This window comes from Cellulomonas sp. P1_G12_2 (assembly GCF_056405535.1).
Map to the genome: position 1 here is coordinate 23,598 of NZ_JBFUBX010000003.1, position 16,533 is coordinate 40,130.

17 protein-coding genes, 2 tRNA genes and 1 riboswitch are annotated in these 16,533 nt (G+C 73.0%); of the genes, 7 read left to right on the forward strand and 12 right to left on the reverse strand.

Annotated features, from left to right (window positions below; all coding sequences use genetic code 11):
• Positions 1 to 122 precede the first annotated feature (122 nt).
• The 3 genes from AC1DXT_RS12570 to AC1DXT_RS12580 form a co-directional block, all read right to left on the reverse strand.
• Positions 123 to 956 (reverse strand): CPBP family intramembrane glutamic endopeptidase, encoded by an 834-nt coding sequence (locus AC1DXT_RS12570; protein WP_477061661.1) that lies wholly within the window; start codon positions 954 to 956, stop codon positions 123 to 125.
• Between the two features lie 336 nt (positions 957 to 1,292).
• Positions 1,293 to 1,368: transfer RNA gene (locus AC1DXT_RS12575), tRNA-Asn, on the reverse strand.
• 48 nt (positions 1,369 to 1,416) lie between these two features.
• Positions 1,417 to 1,929, reverse strand: a complete 513-nt coding sequence (locus AC1DXT_RS12580; RefSeq protein WP_477061662.1) for a hypothetical protein — start codon at positions 1,927 to 1,929, stop codon at positions 1,417 to 1,419.
• 154 nt (positions 1,930 to 2,083) lie between these two features.
• Between AC1DXT_RS12580 and AC1DXT_RS12585 the strand changes: the two genes are divergently transcribed.
• The 5 genes from AC1DXT_RS12585 (at position 2,084) to AC1DXT_RS12605 (ending at position 5,385) form a co-directional block, all read left to right on the forward strand.
• Positions 2,084 to 2,524 (forward strand): hypothetical protein, encoded by a 441-nt coding sequence (locus tag AC1DXT_RS12585; protein WP_477061663.1) that lies wholly within the window; start codon positions 2,084 to 2,086, stop codon positions 2,522 to 2,524.
• A gap of 4 nt (positions 2,525 to 2,528) precedes the next feature.
• Positions 2,529 to 4,013: a multicopper oxidase family protein gene (locus AC1DXT_RS12590; RefSeq protein ID WP_477061664.1), complete on the forward strand. Its 1,485-nt coding sequence runs from the start codon at positions 2,529 to 2,531 to the stop codon at positions 4,011 to 4,013.
• A 26-nt stretch (positions 4,014 to 4,039) separates the two neighbouring features.
• A tRNA-Ile gene (locus tag AC1DXT_RS12595) sits at positions 4,040 to 4,113 on the forward strand.
• An 86-nt stretch (positions 4,114 to 4,199) separates the two neighbouring features.
• Entirely contained in the window at positions 4,200 to 5,003 is an 804-nt protein-coding gene (locus tag AC1DXT_RS12600) for a DUF1206 domain-containing protein (protein ID WP_477061665.1), read from the forward strand.
• Between the two features lie 75 nt (positions 5,004 to 5,078).
• A riboswitch (cyclic di-GMP riboswitch) is annotated at positions 5,079 to 5,153 on the forward strand.
• A gap of 16 nt (positions 5,154 to 5,169) precedes the next feature.
• Complete coding sequence (locus AC1DXT_RS12605) at positions 5,170 to 5,385, forward strand: BldC family transcriptional regulator (RefSeq protein ID WP_056090365.1); 216 nt, start codon at positions 5,170 to 5,172, stop codon at positions 5,383 to 5,385.
• A 54-nt stretch (positions 5,386 to 5,439) separates the two neighbouring features.
• On the opposite strand, the gene AC1DXT_RS12610 is transcribed toward AC1DXT_RS12605, so the two are convergent.
• From AC1DXT_RS12610 to AC1DXT_RS12625, 4 genes are read right to left on the reverse strand one after another with little or no spacing between them, the layout of a single operon-like run.
• Positions 5,440 to 6,690, reverse strand: coding sequence for an arginine deiminase (locus AC1DXT_RS12610; RefSeq protein WP_477061666.1), 1,251 nt, complete (start codon positions 6,688 to 6,690; stop codon positions 5,440 to 5,442).
• A gap of 37 nt (positions 6,691 to 6,727) precedes the next feature.
• On the reverse strand, positions 6,728 to 7,270 hold the full coding sequence (locus AC1DXT_RS12615; protein WP_477061667.1) for a TetR/AcrR family transcriptional regulator: 543 nt from the start codon (positions 7,268 to 7,270) through the stop codon (positions 6,728 to 6,730).
• Positions 7,271 to 7,283: 13 nt separating this feature from the next.
• On the reverse strand, positions 7,284 to 9,284 hold the full coding sequence (locus AC1DXT_RS12620; protein WP_477061668.1) for a YhgE/Pip family protein: 2,001 nt from the start codon (positions 9,282 to 9,284) through the stop codon (positions 7,284 to 7,286).
• Between the two features lie 9 nt (positions 9,285 to 9,293).
• Positions 9,294 to 9,998 carry an ATP-binding cassette domain-containing protein gene (locus AC1DXT_RS12625; protein ID WP_477061669.1) on the reverse strand — a complete coding sequence of 235 codons (705 nt, stop codon included), beginning with the start codon at positions 9,996 to 9,998 and terminating at the stop codon, positions 9,294 to 9,296.
• Between the two features lie 161 nt (positions 9,999 to 10,159).
• Between AC1DXT_RS12625 and def the strand changes: the two genes are divergently transcribed.
• Together def and AC1DXT_RS12635 are read left to right on the forward strand one after the other, a co-directional pair.
• The gene (def, locus tag AC1DXT_RS12630) at positions 10,160 to 10,648 is read left to right on the forward strand and encodes a peptide deformylase (RefSeq protein WP_477061670.1); all 489 of its coding nucleotides are present in this window, start codon (positions 10,160 to 10,162) and stop codon (positions 10,646 to 10,648) included.
• A 136-nt stretch (positions 10,649 to 10,784) separates the two neighbouring features.
• On the forward strand, positions 10,785 to 11,285 hold the full coding sequence (locus AC1DXT_RS12635) for a DUF3145 domain-containing protein (protein ID WP_175346079.1): 501 nt from the start codon (positions 10,785 to 10,787) through the stop codon (positions 11,283 to 11,285).
• Positions 11,286 to 11,411: 126 nt separating this feature from the next.
• Here the strand turns inward: AC1DXT_RS12635 and AC1DXT_RS12640 are convergent, their stop codons facing one another.
• From AC1DXT_RS12640 to AC1DXT_RS12660, 5 genes are all read right to left on the reverse strand, one after another.
• Positions 11,412 to 12,656, reverse strand: a complete 1,245-nt coding sequence (locus AC1DXT_RS12640) for a beta-ketoacyl-[acyl-carrier-protein] synthase family protein (RefSeq protein WP_477061671.1) — start codon at positions 12,654 to 12,656, stop codon at positions 11,412 to 11,414.
• Between the two features lie 76 nt (positions 12,657 to 12,732).
• Positions 12,733 to 12,981, reverse strand: coding sequence for an acyl carrier protein (locus AC1DXT_RS12645; protein ID WP_055913595.1), 249 nt, complete (start codon positions 12,979 to 12,981; stop codon positions 12,733 to 12,735).
• A gap of 90 nt (positions 12,982 to 13,071) precedes the next feature.
• Positions 13,072 to 14,076 (reverse strand): beta-ketoacyl-ACP synthase III, encoded by a 1,005-nt coding sequence (locus tag AC1DXT_RS12650; protein ID WP_477061672.1) that lies wholly within the window; start codon positions 14,074 to 14,076, stop codon positions 13,072 to 13,074.
• Positions 14,073 to 15,047, reverse strand: coding sequence for an ACP S-malonyltransferase (locus AC1DXT_RS12655; protein ID WP_477061673.1), 975 nt, complete (start codon positions 15,045 to 15,047; stop codon positions 14,073 to 14,075). The genes AC1DXT_RS12650 and AC1DXT_RS12655 overlap by 4 nt, the downstream gene beginning before the upstream one ends.
• A gap of 89 nt (positions 15,048 to 15,136) precedes the next feature.
• On the reverse strand, positions 15,137 to 16,441 hold the full coding sequence (locus AC1DXT_RS12660; RefSeq protein WP_477061674.1) for a PucR family transcriptional regulator: 1,305 nt from the start codon (positions 16,439 to 16,441) through the stop codon (positions 15,137 to 15,139).
• Positions 16,442 to 16,533: the final 92 nt, after the last annotated feature.

Genomic DNA, 16,533 nt, shown 5'->3' on the forward strand with positions numbered 1-16,533 from the left:
CCCCTCGGTCTCGTGCCGCCCTGGGTCCTCCGACCCGGATCGCGACCCCGGACGCGTGACGAGGAGCGCCGATGTCGTGATCGGGCAGGTCGTCAGCCGGCTACGGGCCGAGCTCCTCGCGGTCAGACGAGCGCCGCGGTCAGGAACGTGAAGATCGCGACGTCCGAGAGGAAGTGGATCCACCACGCCCAGAACAGTCCGCGCGTCTCGAGCATCGCCTTGGCCAGGATCCATCCGAGGAAGACGGTGAGCGTGGCGCCCAGGAGTCCGCCGGGGGTGCCGAAGTAGTGCGCCATCCCGAACAGCACGGCTGACTGCCAGAGCGCGCCGCCGCCGCCGACCGCGGGTGCGAGGGTCGCCAGCACGGGTGCCCGGTAGGTCATCTCCTCGTTGAAGGCGTTCAACGCTGCGTAGGCAAGGATCGACGGTGCCATCGGCAGGACGGCGAGCATCGTGTCGCCGTCGGGTCGGAGCACGAACCACTGCGCGAGGGCGACGACCACGGCGATGTACACGCTCCACTGCAGCGCGAACCGCGACCAGGAGACCGGGCGGGGGAAGCCGAACGCAGGGACGGGCCGCAGCGGCGCGCGCAGGTCGCCGCGGGCGAGGAAGAACTCCCGGCGTCGGTAGCCCAGAGCGAGGAGCACCCCGACCATCGCGGCGGTGACCACCAGCTTGCTGAGCTGCTCCGACCGCATGCGCTCGTCGAGCACGGAACCACCCAGCAGACCGTCGAGCCCGGCCACCGTGCGTTCGATCCGGGGGAGCAGCGACTGGAGCGCGACGAAGGCGGCGAGCACGGCGACGAAGTCGCGCAGCGGACGCAGCCGGGCGACGGTGGCGGCGACGACCGTCAGGGCCACGAGCCCGACGAGCTTCCAGGCGGACCACCACGGGGGGACTGTCCCGGTCAGCACGGCCCAGGCGATCTCGGGCAGCCCGAAGGCGGCCACGACTGCCCACGCGACGATCGTCAGACCGGCGCTTCGGCCGGTCTCCGCAACATCAGGAGATGTGGCCGGGGTGGTGGACACCGTCGCCCCCTCTGCCGGCGACCCTGGTCGGTCGGCGTCGTCGCGCTCGGATGAGGAGCAGCTGCGCCGTCCGCGCCTCTCCGGACGGCTCATCCACCACCCTCAGACGTCACCGTGGTCTCGCCGTAGGGCCCGAAGTCCCGTCGTGCCGCGGCGCTGTCGGGCCGGCGCTCGCCTGCTCGTGCACGCGGACCGCGCGGCGCAGGTACGAGAAAGGCCCCCGCCAACGTTTCCGTTGATCGGAGGCCTGTCTGCTGGCTCCCTCGACTGGACTCGAACCAGTAACCGTCCGATTAACAGTCGGATGCTCTGCCAATTGAGCTACGAGGGATCGTGCGGGAAGAAACTCTAGCAGCCGCTGCGGGGTGCCCCGGACGCGTCAGCGGGGGAGCCCGACGGCGTCGCGGACCTCGTCCTCCGCGGCGTCGAGGATCGCCGCCACCGCGGGATCCGACAGGTCGACGGCCGCATCGCCGAGGACCTGCGTGAACAGTCCGCCGTCCTCGTCGCGGCGCAGGACGACGCGGACGCGGTGGTCGCCGGGCAGTGTGACGGACGCCGCATGCACCACGGACTGCTGCACCCGCTCGCGGAACGTCTGGGAGAACGCGTACGACCCGGGCACCTCGGCGAAGGTCAGCTGCTCCGACTCGCCCGACACCCAGCGCAGCGTCATGGTGCGGGTCGCGGCGTCCAGGGAGCCGTGGTCGACGTCCGACCAGGGGCGCCGGACGACCGGGCCGTCGGGTGCCAGGAGGTGCAGGGCGCGGCGGGTGGCCACCGCCCACCGGCCGTCGGCCAGCTCGGTGCTCACCAGCACGGCGTCGCCCGCGTGCAGGTCGAGGCGGCTGCGGTCGGCAGCGGGGATCCGGCGTCGGGAGAACAGGGCCACGACCTCACGGTACCCGCGTGGTTGCTCCTGACCGCGTCGGCGAGAACGATGAGAAATCGGGACGAAGTATCAGATTGTGCCCACGAGGATCTTGGAAGGTGGCGCGGCCGTTCCCGACCGCGTCCTGGGAGCGCGACGGGATCGAGGGGATGACATGAAGACTGCGTATCGGGTGCTCGCCTACCTGGTGGCCACGGGGGTGTTCGTGCAGGCAGGCGCCATCGCCTACGCCTGGTTCGCCACCCTCAACGACCTCGACGGCGGAGCCGTCATCGACTCGGAGTGGGAGGGCAACGTCGGGCACGCGCTGCACGGGATGGTAGGCACCATGGTGATCCCGCTGCTCGTGATCGCGCTGCTCATCGTGTCGTTCTTCGCCAAGTTCCCCGGCGCCGTGCGGTACGCCCTGATCATCCTGGGCCTGCTCGTGCTGCAGATCGTCCTCGCGTTCGTGGCCTTCGGTTCGCCCGTGGTCGGCGCCCTGCACGGGGCGAACGCGCTCGCGCTGCTCGGCGTGAGCATCACGGCCGCCCAGCGAGTGCCGCGGGACACGTCCACGACGGGCTCGTCGGCGCCGGCCACGGCCGTCGCCTGACCCGGTGACCGAGCGGGAGGCGCTGGGCCGACGACGGCGGGTCGTCGCCGCGGTCGTCGCCTCCGTGCTCGTCCTCGGGCCGCTCGCCTGGTTCTGGTGGACCAGCCTGGTGCCGGCGAACGCGTCGGTGATGGACATGGGCTACCCGGACACGGGGGGTGCCCCTGGGGCCACCCCCGGGCATGCCCACACCCCGCCGGCCGGCCCGGGCGTCAGCGTCGAGACGCTCACCGGTCCGTCCGGCGGCGTCCCCGACGTCGCGCTCACCCTCACGGCCGACGCCGGCCCGATCGAGGTCGGTGGCCGGACCCTGCGCGGCTTCACGCTCAACGGGACGTCGCCCGGCCCCACGATCGAGGCCGAGGTGGGCGACCTGGTCGAGGTGACCCTGGTCAACCGCTCGGTGCCGGACGGCACCACGCTGCACTGGCACGGCGTCGACATGCCCAACGCCGAGGACGGTGTCGCAGGGGTCACGCAGGACGCCGTGCCCGAGGGCGGCTCGCACGTCTACCGGTTCGTCGTCGAGGACGCCGGCACGTACTGGTACCACTCCCACCAGGTCTCCCACGCGCAGGTGCGCGGTGGTCTGTTCGGCGCTCTCGTCGTCCACGCTGCGGCGTCGGACGGCACTCTCGACGCCGTCGCGGCCGTCCACACCTACGGAGCGGTCCCGACGATCAACGGCTCGGCGGAGAACCTGCGCGTCCCGGCCGACCCCGGTGAGCGTGTGCGGGTCCGCGTCGTGAACACGGGGTCGGGGGTGCTCCGCGCCTGGGTGCCGGGGGCGGCGTACCGGTTGCTCGCGCTGGACGGGCGTGACCTGCACGGCCCCGGGGCCGTCACCGACCAGGTCGTCGTGGTCGGTGGCGGAGGACGCGCCGACCTCGAGGTGACCGTCCCGGACGACGGTGCTGCCGTCCGGGTCCGGCTGGGTTCGCAGTCGGTGCTCGTCGGACCTGGCGACGACGCGCCCGACGGCGACGACCCGCGCACCACGCTCGACCTGCTGACCTACGGCACACCGACCGACGTCGACTTCGACCCGCGCGCCGCCGACCGCCGGTTCGACTACGCGATCGGTCGTCGGCCCGGGTTCGTGGCCGGCCGGCCGGGGCTGCAGTGGACGATCAACGGGCACACCTACCCGGACGTGCCGATGTTCGTCGTCAGCGAGGGCGACGTGGTGCAGATGTCGCTGCGCAACTCCAGCGGTCAGGCACACCCGATGCACCTGCACGGCCACCACCTGCTCGTCCTGTCGCGCGACGGAGCGCCGTCGACGGGCAGCCCGTGGTGGACCGACTCGCTCGAGCTGGCCGCGGGGGAGTCCTACGAGGTGGCGTTCGTCGCGGACAACCCCGGCATCTGGATGGACCACTGCCACAACCTGCCGCACGCCCAGCAAGGTCTCGTCGCGCACCTGGCGTACGAGGGCGTCGACACGCCGTACCTGCTGGGCGGGGAGGCGGACAACGCCCCGGAGTGAACCCTCGGTAGGGTGTGCGGTGCCTCGGGGCAGTAGCTCAGCCGGTCAGAGCAGCGGACTCATAATCCGTGGGTCGTGGGTTCAAGCCCCACCTGCCCCACCCTTCGCCCGAGCTCTCCGGTCGCCGGAGTGCGCACCTCCTGCCACGATCGGCCCGACAGGGGCCCGGCCGAGGGAGATGCAGTGGTGGCGACGAGCAGTACGGCGAACGCGCAGCGCGGATGGGAGCTCGCGGCGCGCGCGGGCTACGCGGTCAGTGGGGTCCTGCACATCCTGATCGGGGTGCTGGCGCTGCGGGTGGCGTTCGGCAGCCCCGCTCAGCAGGCGGACCAGTCGGGGGCGCTCAGCACGATCGCGAGCACACCGTTCGGCGCCACGGTCCTGTGGTTCTCCGTGGTGGCCTTCGTCGCGCTCGGTGCGTGGCAGGCGGCCAAGGCGATCCTCGGCTCCTCACCGTCCGGTGCCGGTGCGGGCGGCGGCGCGGGGGAGCGCGCCAAGGCGGCAGGGCGCGCGGTCGTCTACGCCGGGCTGGCCCTCACCGCGCTCAGCTTCGCTCGCGGGGGCGGGTCGTCCAGCTCCGCGCAGACCGCGGACATGACCGCGAGGCTCATGGAGGCGCCCGGCGGCCGTCTGCTGGTCGCAGCGCTCGGGATCGCGATCGTCGCCGTGGGCGCGTACCACGTCTACAAGGGGTGGAAGAAGAAGTTCCTCGAGGACCTGCAGCGACTGCCGTCCGGGACGGCCGGCCCGGTCGTCCGTCGTCTCGGTGTGATCGGCTACGTGGCCAAGGGTGTCGCGCTCGCGATCGTCGGTGTGCTCTTCATCACCGCGGCCGCGCAGGCCGACCCGTCCAAGGCCACGGGCCTCGACGGGGCGCTCCACACATTGCGTGACCAGCCCGCCGGCGTCGTGATGCTGGTCATCGTCGCGCTCGGGTTCATCGCCTTCGGCGCGTACTCGTTCGTACGCGCCCGGTATGGCCGGATCTAAATCACCCGTTTGCGCGCGAAACGTGCGGTCGAGGTTGTTGCACAGGCGTCCAGTTTCGGGCATAGTTCCCTTTGTCAGCGACAACGGCAAACCCGCTGCAAGGCGGGGACGCAAAGCCACGGGGCCCACTGGGCCAGCCGAGCTACCGAACGACAGGAGAACCATCATGGCTGTCACCACCGACGCCCCCCTCTCGCAGGGCGCTCTGCTCACGCCGGGCGAGGTCGCCGTGCTCTTCCGCGTCGACCCGAAGACGGTCACGCGCTGGGCCCAGGCCGGCAAGCTCTCGGCCGTCCGTACCCTGGGCGGCCACCGCCGCTTCCACGAGTCCGAGGTGCGTTCGCTCCTCACGGGCGTCCCCACGCAGCGCGCGGCGGAGTGATCCCGAGCTTCAGCTAGACGAGAGAGCCCCTCCCGACGACGGGAGGGGCTCTTCTCATGTCTCGGGGAGCGGGTCCCGGACGATCGGGCAGGTCATGCAGTGCCCACCGCCGCGACCGCGGCCCAGCTCGGCGCCGCGGATCTCGATCACCTCGACGCCCGCCGCCCGCAGCAGGGCGTTGGTCGTCGTGTTGCGGTCGTAGGTGAACACGACCCCCGGCTCTACGGCGACCGCGTTGTTGCCGCTGTCCCACTGCTGGCGCTCGGACGCGTAGGCGTCGCCGCCGGTCTCGATCACCCGCAAGCCCGGCAGCCCCAGTGCCCCGGCGACGACGTCGACGAACGGTGCGCTGCCCTCGTCCGCGATGTGCACACCGCCGCCGTCGCCCGGGCGCAGGGTGAACGGGTGGATCGCGTCGACGATCCTCGGGTAGAGCGTCACGACGTCCCGGTCGGCGAACGTGAAGACCGTGTCCAGGTGCATCGCCGAGCGCAGCTTGGGCATCCCGGCGACGACGACGCGCTCGGCAGCACCCTGGGCGAACAGCGCGCTGGCGAGCTGCGTGATGCCCTGGCGCGACGTCCGTTCGCTCATGCCGACCAGCACGGTGCCGTTGCCGACCGGCATGACGTCCCCGCCCTCGATCGTGGAGCGTCCCCAGTGGCGTTCGGGGTCGCCCCACCAGACCGTGGAGCCCGCGAAGTCCGGGTGGAACAGGTAGACCGCCTTCATGAGCAGCGTCTCGTCGTGCCGCGCGGGGAAGTAGAGCGGGTTGAGCGTGACGCCGCCGTACAGCCAGCACGTGGTGTCGCGCGTGTAGAGGGTGTTCGGCAGCGGCGGCATGACGTACTCGCGCGCGTCCGGGGAGGACTCCGCGAGCGCGAAGTGGTCGTCGTCGAACCCGCCGGTGATGTCGACGGTGGCGAGGCCGCCGATGAGGAACTCGGCGAGGCGTGCAGGCTCGAGGCGCTCGAGGAACTCACGGGCGTCGTCCACCAGCTCGAGCCCGACGTCGTCCGGCACGATCTTGCGGTCGAGCAGCCAGTCGCGGGCGCCGGGGACGGCCATCGTCTGGGCGAGAACCTGGTGCAGCTCGAGCACCTCGACGTCGCGCGCCCGCAGCTGCGCGACGAACGCGCGGTGGTCGGTGATCGCGTTCTCGACCCAGAGCACGTCGTCGAAGAGCAGGTCGGCCGCGTTGGTGGGGGTCAGGCGCCGGTGGGCGAGGCCGGGCTCGCAGACCAGGACCTTGCGCAGGCGCCCGACCTCGGAGTGGACGCCGTTCGGTGCTGCCTCGGTCGGCATCGCAGGGCCTCCACGTCGGGTGTCGGGCGGGGAACGCTCAGTGCACCGTAGCGAGGACCGCGGCCCGGACGTCGTCCAGCGTGCGCTCCGGCTGGAACACGAGCCACTCGAGCCCCGCCAGCAGCGTCGCGCCGAACAGGGCCGCTGCGGTCAGGGAGGCGTCCCGGTCCGGCCAGGTGTCCGCGACGACCGTGGCGAACGCCCCCATCGCCTCCTCGCGCACCAGCCGGATCGAGTCCTGCCAGCTGCGTCCGGTGCGGAACGTCTCGGCCACCATGAGCTTGGCGAAGTCCGGGTGGCTGCGGATCTGGCCCAGCAGCTCGGTGACCAGGGCGGCGAGCGCGTCCCGCCCGTGCAGATCGACGGTCGCGCCCCGCAGGGCGACGGTCAGCCGGCCCACGCCCTCCGTGATGATCGCCTCGAACAGGGCCGACTTCGAGCCGAAGTTGTAGAACACGCTCCCCTTGGCGACGCCGGCCGCGGACGCGATGTCGTCGACCGACGTGGCGGTGAACCCGCGGTCGGCGACGAGTGCGAGCGCCGCCTCGACGATGTGCTCGCGGGTGGTCGTCGTGCGCATGGCCGTCAGCCTCTCAGATGCTCAGGGTGGGGTGGAGGCGAGCGACGGTCCAGGTCCGCAGGCGTCCGGCCTTCCACGCCGTCACCGCCAGCGACGCGACCGTCAGGCCCACCAGGTAGGCCACGGCTCGCCAGAGCCGGGCGTCGGGCGTGCCGGTGATCAGGTCCCGAAGGCCCTCGACCGCGTACGTCATGGGCAGGAGCGGGTGGATCGCCTGGAAGAACGCAGGGGTCGTCTCCACGGGGTACGTGCCGCTCGCCGACGTGATCTGCAGCATGAGCAGCGCGATCGTGGCCACCTTGCCTGCGGCCGAGCCGAGCACGGCGAGCAGCATCTGCTGGACGGCCAGGAACGTCGCGGCGACGAGCAGGAGGAACGCGATGGTGCCCACCGGGTGCCCCACGCTCAGCCCGAGCCCGAGCCCGACGACGCCCAGCAGCAGGAGCACCTGGCCCGCGCCGATGACGAGCGAGGGCAGGTAGCCGGCGAGCGCGACGCGCCACCCGGACGCGGGCGTCGCGAGAGCCCGCGTGGGCAGCGGCCGCAGGAGCAGCCAGGTGATCAGGCCGCCGACGAAGAGAGCCAGCGGGATGAACAGGGGAGCGAACCCCTCGCCGAGGCTCGCGGCGGGCGCGACGTCCTCGTCCTCGATCGCGACCGGTGTGGCCAGGGCGTCCGCGCGGGCGGTGCGCTGCGCGTCGCTGTCGTCGGGGATCTGCGTCGCGCCGTCGGTCAGCCCGTCCGCCAGCTCCTGGGCGCCCCCGCCCAGCTGCCCGGTGCCGTCGGCCACCTGGGCGGCGCCGTCGGCGAGCGTGGCGGTCCCGGCGGCGAGGCTGCCGGTGCCCGCGACGAGGGCGTCCGCTCCGTCGGCCGTCTGCTGCGCGCCGTGCGCGAGCGTCGAGGCGCCGCCGGCCAGGGTGCTCGAGGAGTCCGCGAGCGTGCCCAGCCCGGTGCTGAGCGCCTGGGCTCCGGTGGCCGCCCGCTCAGCGCCGTCGTCGAGCGCGTCGAGCTGGTCCGTCATCGTCGCGACGTCGCTCGCGGAGGGGAGGTCGCTGCCGGCCAGCCCGGTCAGGAGGGCGGCCGCGTCGGTGTCGCCGGCGGACGCCCGGGCCGACAGGTAGGCGGTGACCTGGGCGAGGCCGCCGGTCAGGGCGGGCAGCTGCCCGGCGAGGGCGTCGACCTGCTGCACGGCGGTGTGCACGCCGTCGGCGAGCTGCCGCGTGCCGACCGCGAGCGACGTGCTCGAGGCGGCGGCCGAGCCGGCGCCGTCGGCGAGCCGCGAGGCTCCGGCAGCGAGCTGCGAGGCCCCGGCGGACACCTGCGCCGTCCCGGTGTCCAGCGCGGCGGCGCCGGACGCGAGCTGCACCGCGCCGTCGTGGGCGTCGGTCGCCCCGTCGGCCACCTGCTGGGCACCGGCGCCCACCTGCTCGGACGCGTCGCTCAGGGAGACCGCGCCGTGCGCGGCCTGCAGCATCCCGTCACGCGCGGAGCCGAGGCCGACCAGCACCTGGTCCACCGCCTCCTCGCCCGCGGTGGCGGCGACCGCGTCGCGGACGTGGTCCATCGCGGTGCGCCCGAGGGTGGTCCCGATGAACGAGTTGGCGTCGTTGTAGGTGACGTCGATCTGTGCCGCCGTCGGCTCGTCCTCGCCGGCGGAGGCCAGGTCCGCCGAGAAGTCCGCGGGGATGGTGACGGCGAAGTAGTAGTCCCCGTCGCGCACACCGGCGGCGGCATCGGCGGCGTCCGTGACGACCCAGTCGAGCGCGGCCCCGTCGGTCAGGGTGTCGGTCAGGTCCTGGCCGGCGGTGAGGCGGGTGCCGTCCCGGTCGGCTCCCGCATCGGCGTTCACCAGGGCGACCGGCATCGCGTCCAGGTGCCCGCTCGGGTTCCAGAACGCCCACAGGTACAGCGCGCCGTAGAGCAGCGGGACCAGCAGCATGGCGGCGACCGCCAGGCGGGGGAGGCGTCCGCGGCGGAAGCGCTGCAGCTCGGTGCCGGAGGTGAGGGAGAGCATGGCGAACCTTCAGTCGGTGGGGGTGTGGACGGGCAGGACGGTCCAGGCGGTGCCGGTGGCCTCGTCGGGGTCGGCGCAGGACGCGATGACGGTGGTGCCCGACGCGGCCAAGGCCTCGAGGCGGGACCAGACGAGGCGCCGACGTGCAGGGTCGTGCACCTGGTCCACGTCGTCGACGACGAGCATCCCGGGGCGCTGCGCCATCGCCAGGCCGATGCGCAGCAGCAGCGACTCCACCTCGTCGAGGTGCCAGACGACCGTCTGCGCGTCCGGGACCTGCAGGTCACCGAAGACCGGGGCGAGCGCACGGTCGACGACCTGCTGGTCGGCGCGGCGCGAGCGGCGGTACCAGGGCGCCAGCCACGCCAGGCGCTCCCGCACGTGCGAGCCGACCGTCACGGAGTCGTCGAGCTCGTCGATGCCGGCGAACCCCGCGAGCGCGACCTCCCGCTGCACGAGGGACCGCTGGGCGGGGATGCGGTGGCCCAGCACGACGACCTCGGACGACGCATCGGGCACCATGCGGCCGGCGAGCGTGAGAAGGAGGCTCGTGCGGCCGGCGCCCTGGGGCCCCTGGACCAGCGTGAGAGCCCCCGGAACGACGTCGAGGTCGACCGGGCCGTAGACCGTGCCGCGATCGCCGCGGAGCTGCAGCGAGCGCGCCGTCACCGCAGACGGCTGGGCGAGGGGGGCGATCGGGGGCGCACTGGGCACGGGAGAACTCCTTTTGACTGACCGGTCAGTACAAAGAATAGATCCGGTGGGGAGAAGCAGCGAGGCGGCAGGGGTGTCGTCCTGCTCACATGCGGCGTCCGGCGCGACCACCAGGGCGTTGGTCCGCCTCGTGCGTCCGCTGGTCGTGCGAGGATCGGCCCATGGCGATGCGAGAGATCCGGACTGTCGGAGACCCCGTCCTGCGCACCCCCTGCGACCCGATCACGACCATCGACGACCGCGTGCGCGGCCTCGTCGAGGACCTGATCGAGACCGTGGACACCGAGGGTCGCGCCGGGCTGGCCGCGAACCAGATCGGCGTCAGCCTGCGGGCGTTCTCCTGGAACATCGACGACGAGGTGGGCTACGTGCTCAACCCGGTCATCGTCGAGCTGTCCGAGGACGAGTACCAGGACGGCGACGAGGGCTGCCTGTCGGTCCCCGGCCTCTGGTACCCGACGCACCGGTCCTGGTACGCGCGGGTGGTGGGCACCGACCTGGACGGCAAGGAGGTCGTCGTCGAGGGCGTCGAGCTCATGGCCCGCTGCCTGCAGCACGAGGTGGACCACCTCGACGGGATGCTCTACCTGGACCGTCTGGAGCGATCCGTCCGCAAGAAGGCCATGCGCGCCATCCGCGACACGCTCTAGTCGCTGGCGCTCGCCCCGTTCCTCCGGCATGCTGTCCCCAGCACGCCGCGAGTGCTTCTTGTATGTCATGCGTGTCCTGTGAACGTGACTGAGGTCGTTGGGGAAGGCGAACCTCGAGCCCGTTCAGGAGGACGACATGGCAGGTGCGATCACCCGCGGTGTACTTTTCGTGCACTCTGCGCCGCGTGCGCTGTGCCCCCACGTGGAGTGGGCCGCAGGCAACCTCCTGGGCTCGCGCACCACGTTCGACTGGACCGCGCAGCCGGCCGGACCGGGCTTCTACCGTGCGGAGCACTCGTGGCAGGGGCCGCAGGGCACCGGCGCGCGTCTGGCGTCCGCTCTGCGCGGCTGGGCGCACCTGCGCTACGAGATCACCGAAGAGGCCAGCCACGGCGTCGACGGCTCCCGGTGGAGCCACACGCCCGAGCTCGGCATCTTCCACGCCGCGACCGACGTGCACGGCAACATCGTCGTGCCGGAGGACCGCATCCGGGCCGCCCTGGAGCACAGCGCCGACCCCGTGCGCCTGCGCACGGAGCTGGACCTGGCCCTCGGGCAGGCCTGGGACGACGAGCTCGAGCCGTTCCGCTACGCCGGTGCGGGTGCTCCGGTCCGCTGGCTGCACCGGGTCGGCTGAGCTCTCACCCGAGTCGCCTCGACCGCCCACCGGCGAGTTCGACGGCTACGGATCCGCGCAGAGAGCGAACAAGCCCTGAGTCGCGGCGCACGGGGTGCACCACCACTCAGGGCTTGTCCGGCGTCGTCAGACCGACGCGACGACCAGGGCGACGTTGTGGCCGCCGAAGCCGAACGAGTTGTTGACCGCCGCGATGTCGCCGTCGCGCAGCGCACGCGGCTTGTCCCGGACCAGGTCGAGCACCAGCTCGGGGTCGGGGTTCTCCACGTTGATCGTCGGCGGGGCCAGCCGGTCGTGCAGGGCCAGCACGGTGAAGATCGTCTCCAGGGCGCCGGCGCCACCGAGCAGGTGCCCGGTCATCGACTTGGTCGCCGAGAGCGCGACGTGGTCGGCCTCGTCGCCCAGCAGGCCACGGATGGACCGCGCCTCGATGAGGTCACCGACGACGGTCGACGTGGCGTGCGCGTTGACGTGCACGACGTCGATCCGCGCGATCTCCGACTCGTCCAGGGCAGCCCGCATGGCACGGATCTGACCGTCGCCCGACGGCTCGGGGGAGGTGATGTGGTAGCCGTCGGCGGACAGCCCGACGCCGGCGATCCGGGCATAGACGCGCGCGCCGCGGGCGGCAGCGTGCTCCGCGCTCTCCAGGACGACGACACCGGCACCCTCGCCGATGACGAAGCCGTCCCGGTCGACGTCGTAGGGGCGCGACGCACCCTCGGGGTCGTCGTTGCGCAGCGAGAGCGTGCGGGAGGCGGCGAACGCCGCGATGGGCATCGGGTGGATGGTGGCCTCGGTGCCGCCTGCGACGACGATGTCGGCTCGTCCGGTGCGGATCATCTCGACGCCGTAGCCGATGGCCTCGGCACCCGAGGCGCAGGCGGAGACGAGCGCGTGCGCACCGGCGCGGGCGCCCAGCTCCAGCGAGACGTAGGCGGTGGGGGAGTTCGGCATGAGCATGGGCACGGTCATGGGCAGGATGCGGCGGGCACCCTTCTCCTTGAGCGTGTCCCAGGCGTCCAGGGTGGTCCAGATGCCGCCGATGCCGGACGAGACCACCGCGCCGAGCCGGTCGCCGTCGACCTCCGGGGAGCCCGCGTCGGCCCACGCCTCGCGCGCCGCGATGATCGCGTACTGCGCGGACGGGTCCATCTTCTTGAGCTCCGGCCGGGGGAGCACGTCCTCGGGCTTGACCTTGATGGTCGCCGCGAAGGTGACGGGGAGGCCGTAGGTCTCCACCCAGTCGTTGTCGAAGGGCCGGGCCCCGGACTCACCGGCGAGCGCGGCGGCCCAGGTGCTGGGGATGTCCCCGCCGAGAGGCGTGGTGGCTCCCAGTCCGGTGACGACGACGTCGGGTACGTGGCTCATCGGTGCTCCTGGTGGGCTGTCGTGAGGGTGGTCGGTCCCGGGTGGTGCACCCGGGACCGACCCCGGCGGCGCAGGCTCAGGCCTGCGCGCCCGTGATGAAGGTGACGGCGTCGCCGACGGTCGCGAGGTTCTTGACCTCGTCGTCGGGGATGCGCACGTCGAACTTCTCCTCGGCGAGCGTGACGATCGTCATCATCGACAGGGAGTCGATGTCGAGGTCGTCGGTGAAGGACTTCTCGGGCAGGACGGAGTCCGTGGGCAGACCGGTCTCCTCGCTGACGATCTCGGCCAGGCCGGCCAGGATCTCCTGCTCGCTGTACGCCATCGGTGTCTCCTCTGTCGGGTGCTGCTGCTTCGTGGTCGAAGCACTGGGGTCGGACGAACGGTACAACCGGGGTCGTACCGAGGATCTCTGCTACGGCAGGACGACGACCTGCGCCGCGTAGACCAGACCGGCACCGAAGCCGATCTGCAGGGCGAGCGCACCGCTGGACACCTGACCCTCGCGCAGCAGCCGCTCGGTCGCCAGCGGGATCGAGGCGGCGGACGTGTTGCCGGTGTCCGCGATGTCGCGGGCGACGACCACCGTGTCGGGGAGCTTCAGGGTCTTGATCATCTGGTCGATGATCCGCATGTTCGCCTGGTGCGGGATGAAGGCGTCGATCTCGTCGGCCGTGACCCCGGCGGCGTCCATGGCCTTCTGGGCGACGGGGGCCATCTGCCAGACGGCCCACTTGTAGACGCTGGGGCCCTCCTGACGGAGGGTCGGCCAGCCGGCGCCCTCGTCGCGCGTGGCCAGCCACGAGTGCGTCTGGCGGATCGCCTGCGCCTGGCTGCCGTCGGAGCCCCAGATGGTCGGGCCGATGCCGGGCGTGTCCGAGGGGCCGATGACGACCGCGCCGGCACCGTCGCCCAGCAGGAACGAGATCGAGCGGTCGGTCGGGTCGACGAACTCGCTCATCTTCTCGGCGCCGATCACCAGCACGTGCCGGGCGCTGCCGGCGCGCACGAGGGCGTCGGCCTGGCCGATCCCGTAGCAGTAGCCGGCGCAGGCGGCCGAGATGTCGAAGGCTGCCGCCGGGGTGGCGCCGATGCGGTCCGCCAAGATCGCGGCGCCTGCCGGGGTCTGGTGGAAGTAGGTGACCGTCGAGAGGATCACCACGTCGATGTCCGCGCCGGTCAGGCCCGCGTTGGCGATGGCCTGCAGCGCGGCCGCCTCGGCGAGGTCGAGCACGTCGGTGCCCGGCTCGGCACGGCGACGCGTGATGATGCCGGTGCGCTGGCGGATCCACTCGTCCGAGGAGTCGATCGGGCCGACCAGCTCGTCGTTGGGGACCGTGCGCTCTCCACGGACGCCGCCGAGGCCCAGGATGCGCGAGTGCGCCGGTCCGGTGGCCTGCGTGAGAGTGGGACGGGTCACGACGACTCCTGGGTGCTCTGGGGGTTTCCGGCGTGCCGACGGACGAGGTCGCGCGCGGCGTCGAGGTCGGCAGGGGTCTTGACGGCGACCGTCTCGACCCCGGGCAGCGTACGCCGGGCCAGCCCGGTGAGCACGCCTCCGGGGGCCACCTCGAGCAGCCCGGTCACGCCGAGCTCGAGGAGCGCGGCCTGGCACAGGTCCCAGCGCACGGGGTTGGCCACCTGCGCGACGATCAGCTCGAGCGCGCGCGCGCCGGAGGCTGCGACGGTGCCGTCGGAGTTGGTCAGCAGCGAGATCATCGGCTCGCCGGGCGTGACGTCGTCGGCCGCGGCGCGGAGCTCGGCGACCGCCGGCGCCATGTGCTCGGTGTGGAACGCGCCGGCCACCTGCAGGGCGATCACGCGCGCCTTGGCCGGCGCGGCGGCCGCGAACGCCGCGAGGGCCGCGAGCGTGCCGGCGGCGACGACCTGGCCGCCGCCGTTGACGTTCGCGGGAACCAGACCGTGCGCGGCGAGCGCGGCGAGCACCTCGTCCGGGTCGCCGCCCAGCACGGCGCTCATGCCGGTGGGGGTCGCCGCCGCGGCCCGGGCCATGGCGGAGCCGCGCACGGTCACCAGGCGCAGCGCCTCGTCGTCGGTCAGCACCCCGGCGATCGCGGCGGCTGCCAGCTCCCCGACCGAGTGTCCCGCGGTCACGCCGGCGACCCGGTGGGCGGCGATGTCGAGGGCGTCGTCGGCACCGAGCTCGAGCACCGCGCGCAGGCTCGCCAGGGCGGAGGCCACGAGGAGCGGCTGCGCGACCGCGGTGTCCCGGATGGTGTCGGCGTCCGACGTGGTGCCGTGGGCGACCAGGTCCAGCCCGGTCGTGCGGGAGGCCCGCGCGATCGAGTCGGCGACGGACGGCAGCTCGAGCCACGGGGCGAGCATGCCGGGGGACTGGGCGCCCTGACCGGGGCAGACGACAGCGAGCACGCGACCACTCTGCCTTCCCGTCGGCGCCCACCCGGCTCACGGCGTGCACCAACCTTGTCGGACGCCCTTGTGCGACTCCTACAACGACGTCAGCGGGCGCCGCCGGCCGGTGCGCTGTCGGCGGCGTCCAGACGACCGAGCGCGAGGGCGGTCTGCAGGACGTAGGACTCCCGTGCGTCGAGCGGGTCCCACCCGGTGACGTCGGAGACCCGGCGCAGGCGGTACCGGACGGTGTTGGGGTGCACGAACAGGGTGCGCGCGGCCGCCTCGAGCGAGCGGCCGGTGCCCAGGTAGGCGGACAGGGTCTCGAGCAGCGAGCCCGGGCTGGCCGCGAGCGGTGCGTATGCCTGCGCGACGAGCGTGCGGCGTGCGACGACGTCGCCGATCAGCACGCGCTCGGGCAGGAGCTCGTCGGCCAGCACGGGCCGGGGCGCCTGCTCCCACGCCGGGGCGGCGAGAAGACCCGAGAGCGCGGCCCGTGCGGAACGTGCGGAGTCAGTGAGCTCGCCGACCACCGGCCCGATCACCACCGGCCCCGGTCCGAACCGTGGCAGGAGCGTGCTCGCCGCGGCACGCAGGTCGCCCTCGCCGCCGAGGAAGACGACGAGGCGGTCGCCCTGGATGCCCACGAGGGCGTCGTCGGCGGCGCGGCGGGTGGCCCGGCGCAGCTCGGCGGCACGCACGTCGTCCAGCGCGGACGTCGTCGTGCCGACCATGACCAGCGTGGATCCTCGCCCGCTCCAGCCGAGAGCGGCGATCCGTGACCGCAGCGCGTCGTCCACGTCCCCGCGCACGAGGGCGTCGACGACGAGGGCCTCGAGACGGGCGTCCCAAGCGCCGCGGACCTCGGCGGCACGCGCGTAGACCTCGGCCGCGGAGAACGCGACCTCCCGGGAGTACCGGAGCACGGCCTCGCGCACCTCGCGCTCGTCGCCCGGGGCGGCCAGCCGGTCGCTGTGGGTCTCCACCACGTCGACCACCACGCGTACGAGCTGGAGGGTGTGCTGCAGCGAGATGGACCGCGTGAGCTCGGGCGGCGCCGCGGCGAAGATGTCGCCGACGCCGTGCGGGGGCCGGGTGGGCTCGGCGAACCAGGTGACGAAGGCGGTGATGCCCGCCTGGGCGACCAGCCCCACCCACGACCGGTCCTCGGCCGGCAGCGCGCGGTACCACTCGAGGTCCTCGTCGAGGCGTCGCATCGCGGCGCCCGCCAGCAGGCCGGCGCTGTCGCGCACCCGGCGCTGCGTCTCGGGACCGCCGCGGGCCTCGAGCACGGGCGTCCGCGCGCGGCCCGTCACCGGGCGGCGGGCACGGACGCCGGCTGCGGGTGCGTCCGGCGGCGTGTCGGGTGGGGCGACGGGGGTGGAGCCCGTCCCGCGCAGAGGGCTGGACATGGGGCGAGCATAGGGTCCGCCCTTGTGGGAAGTCGACAAACGACACCCGGTCCCGACGGTCCCCCGAGTGTGAGGTACGTCGTCGACCGGGT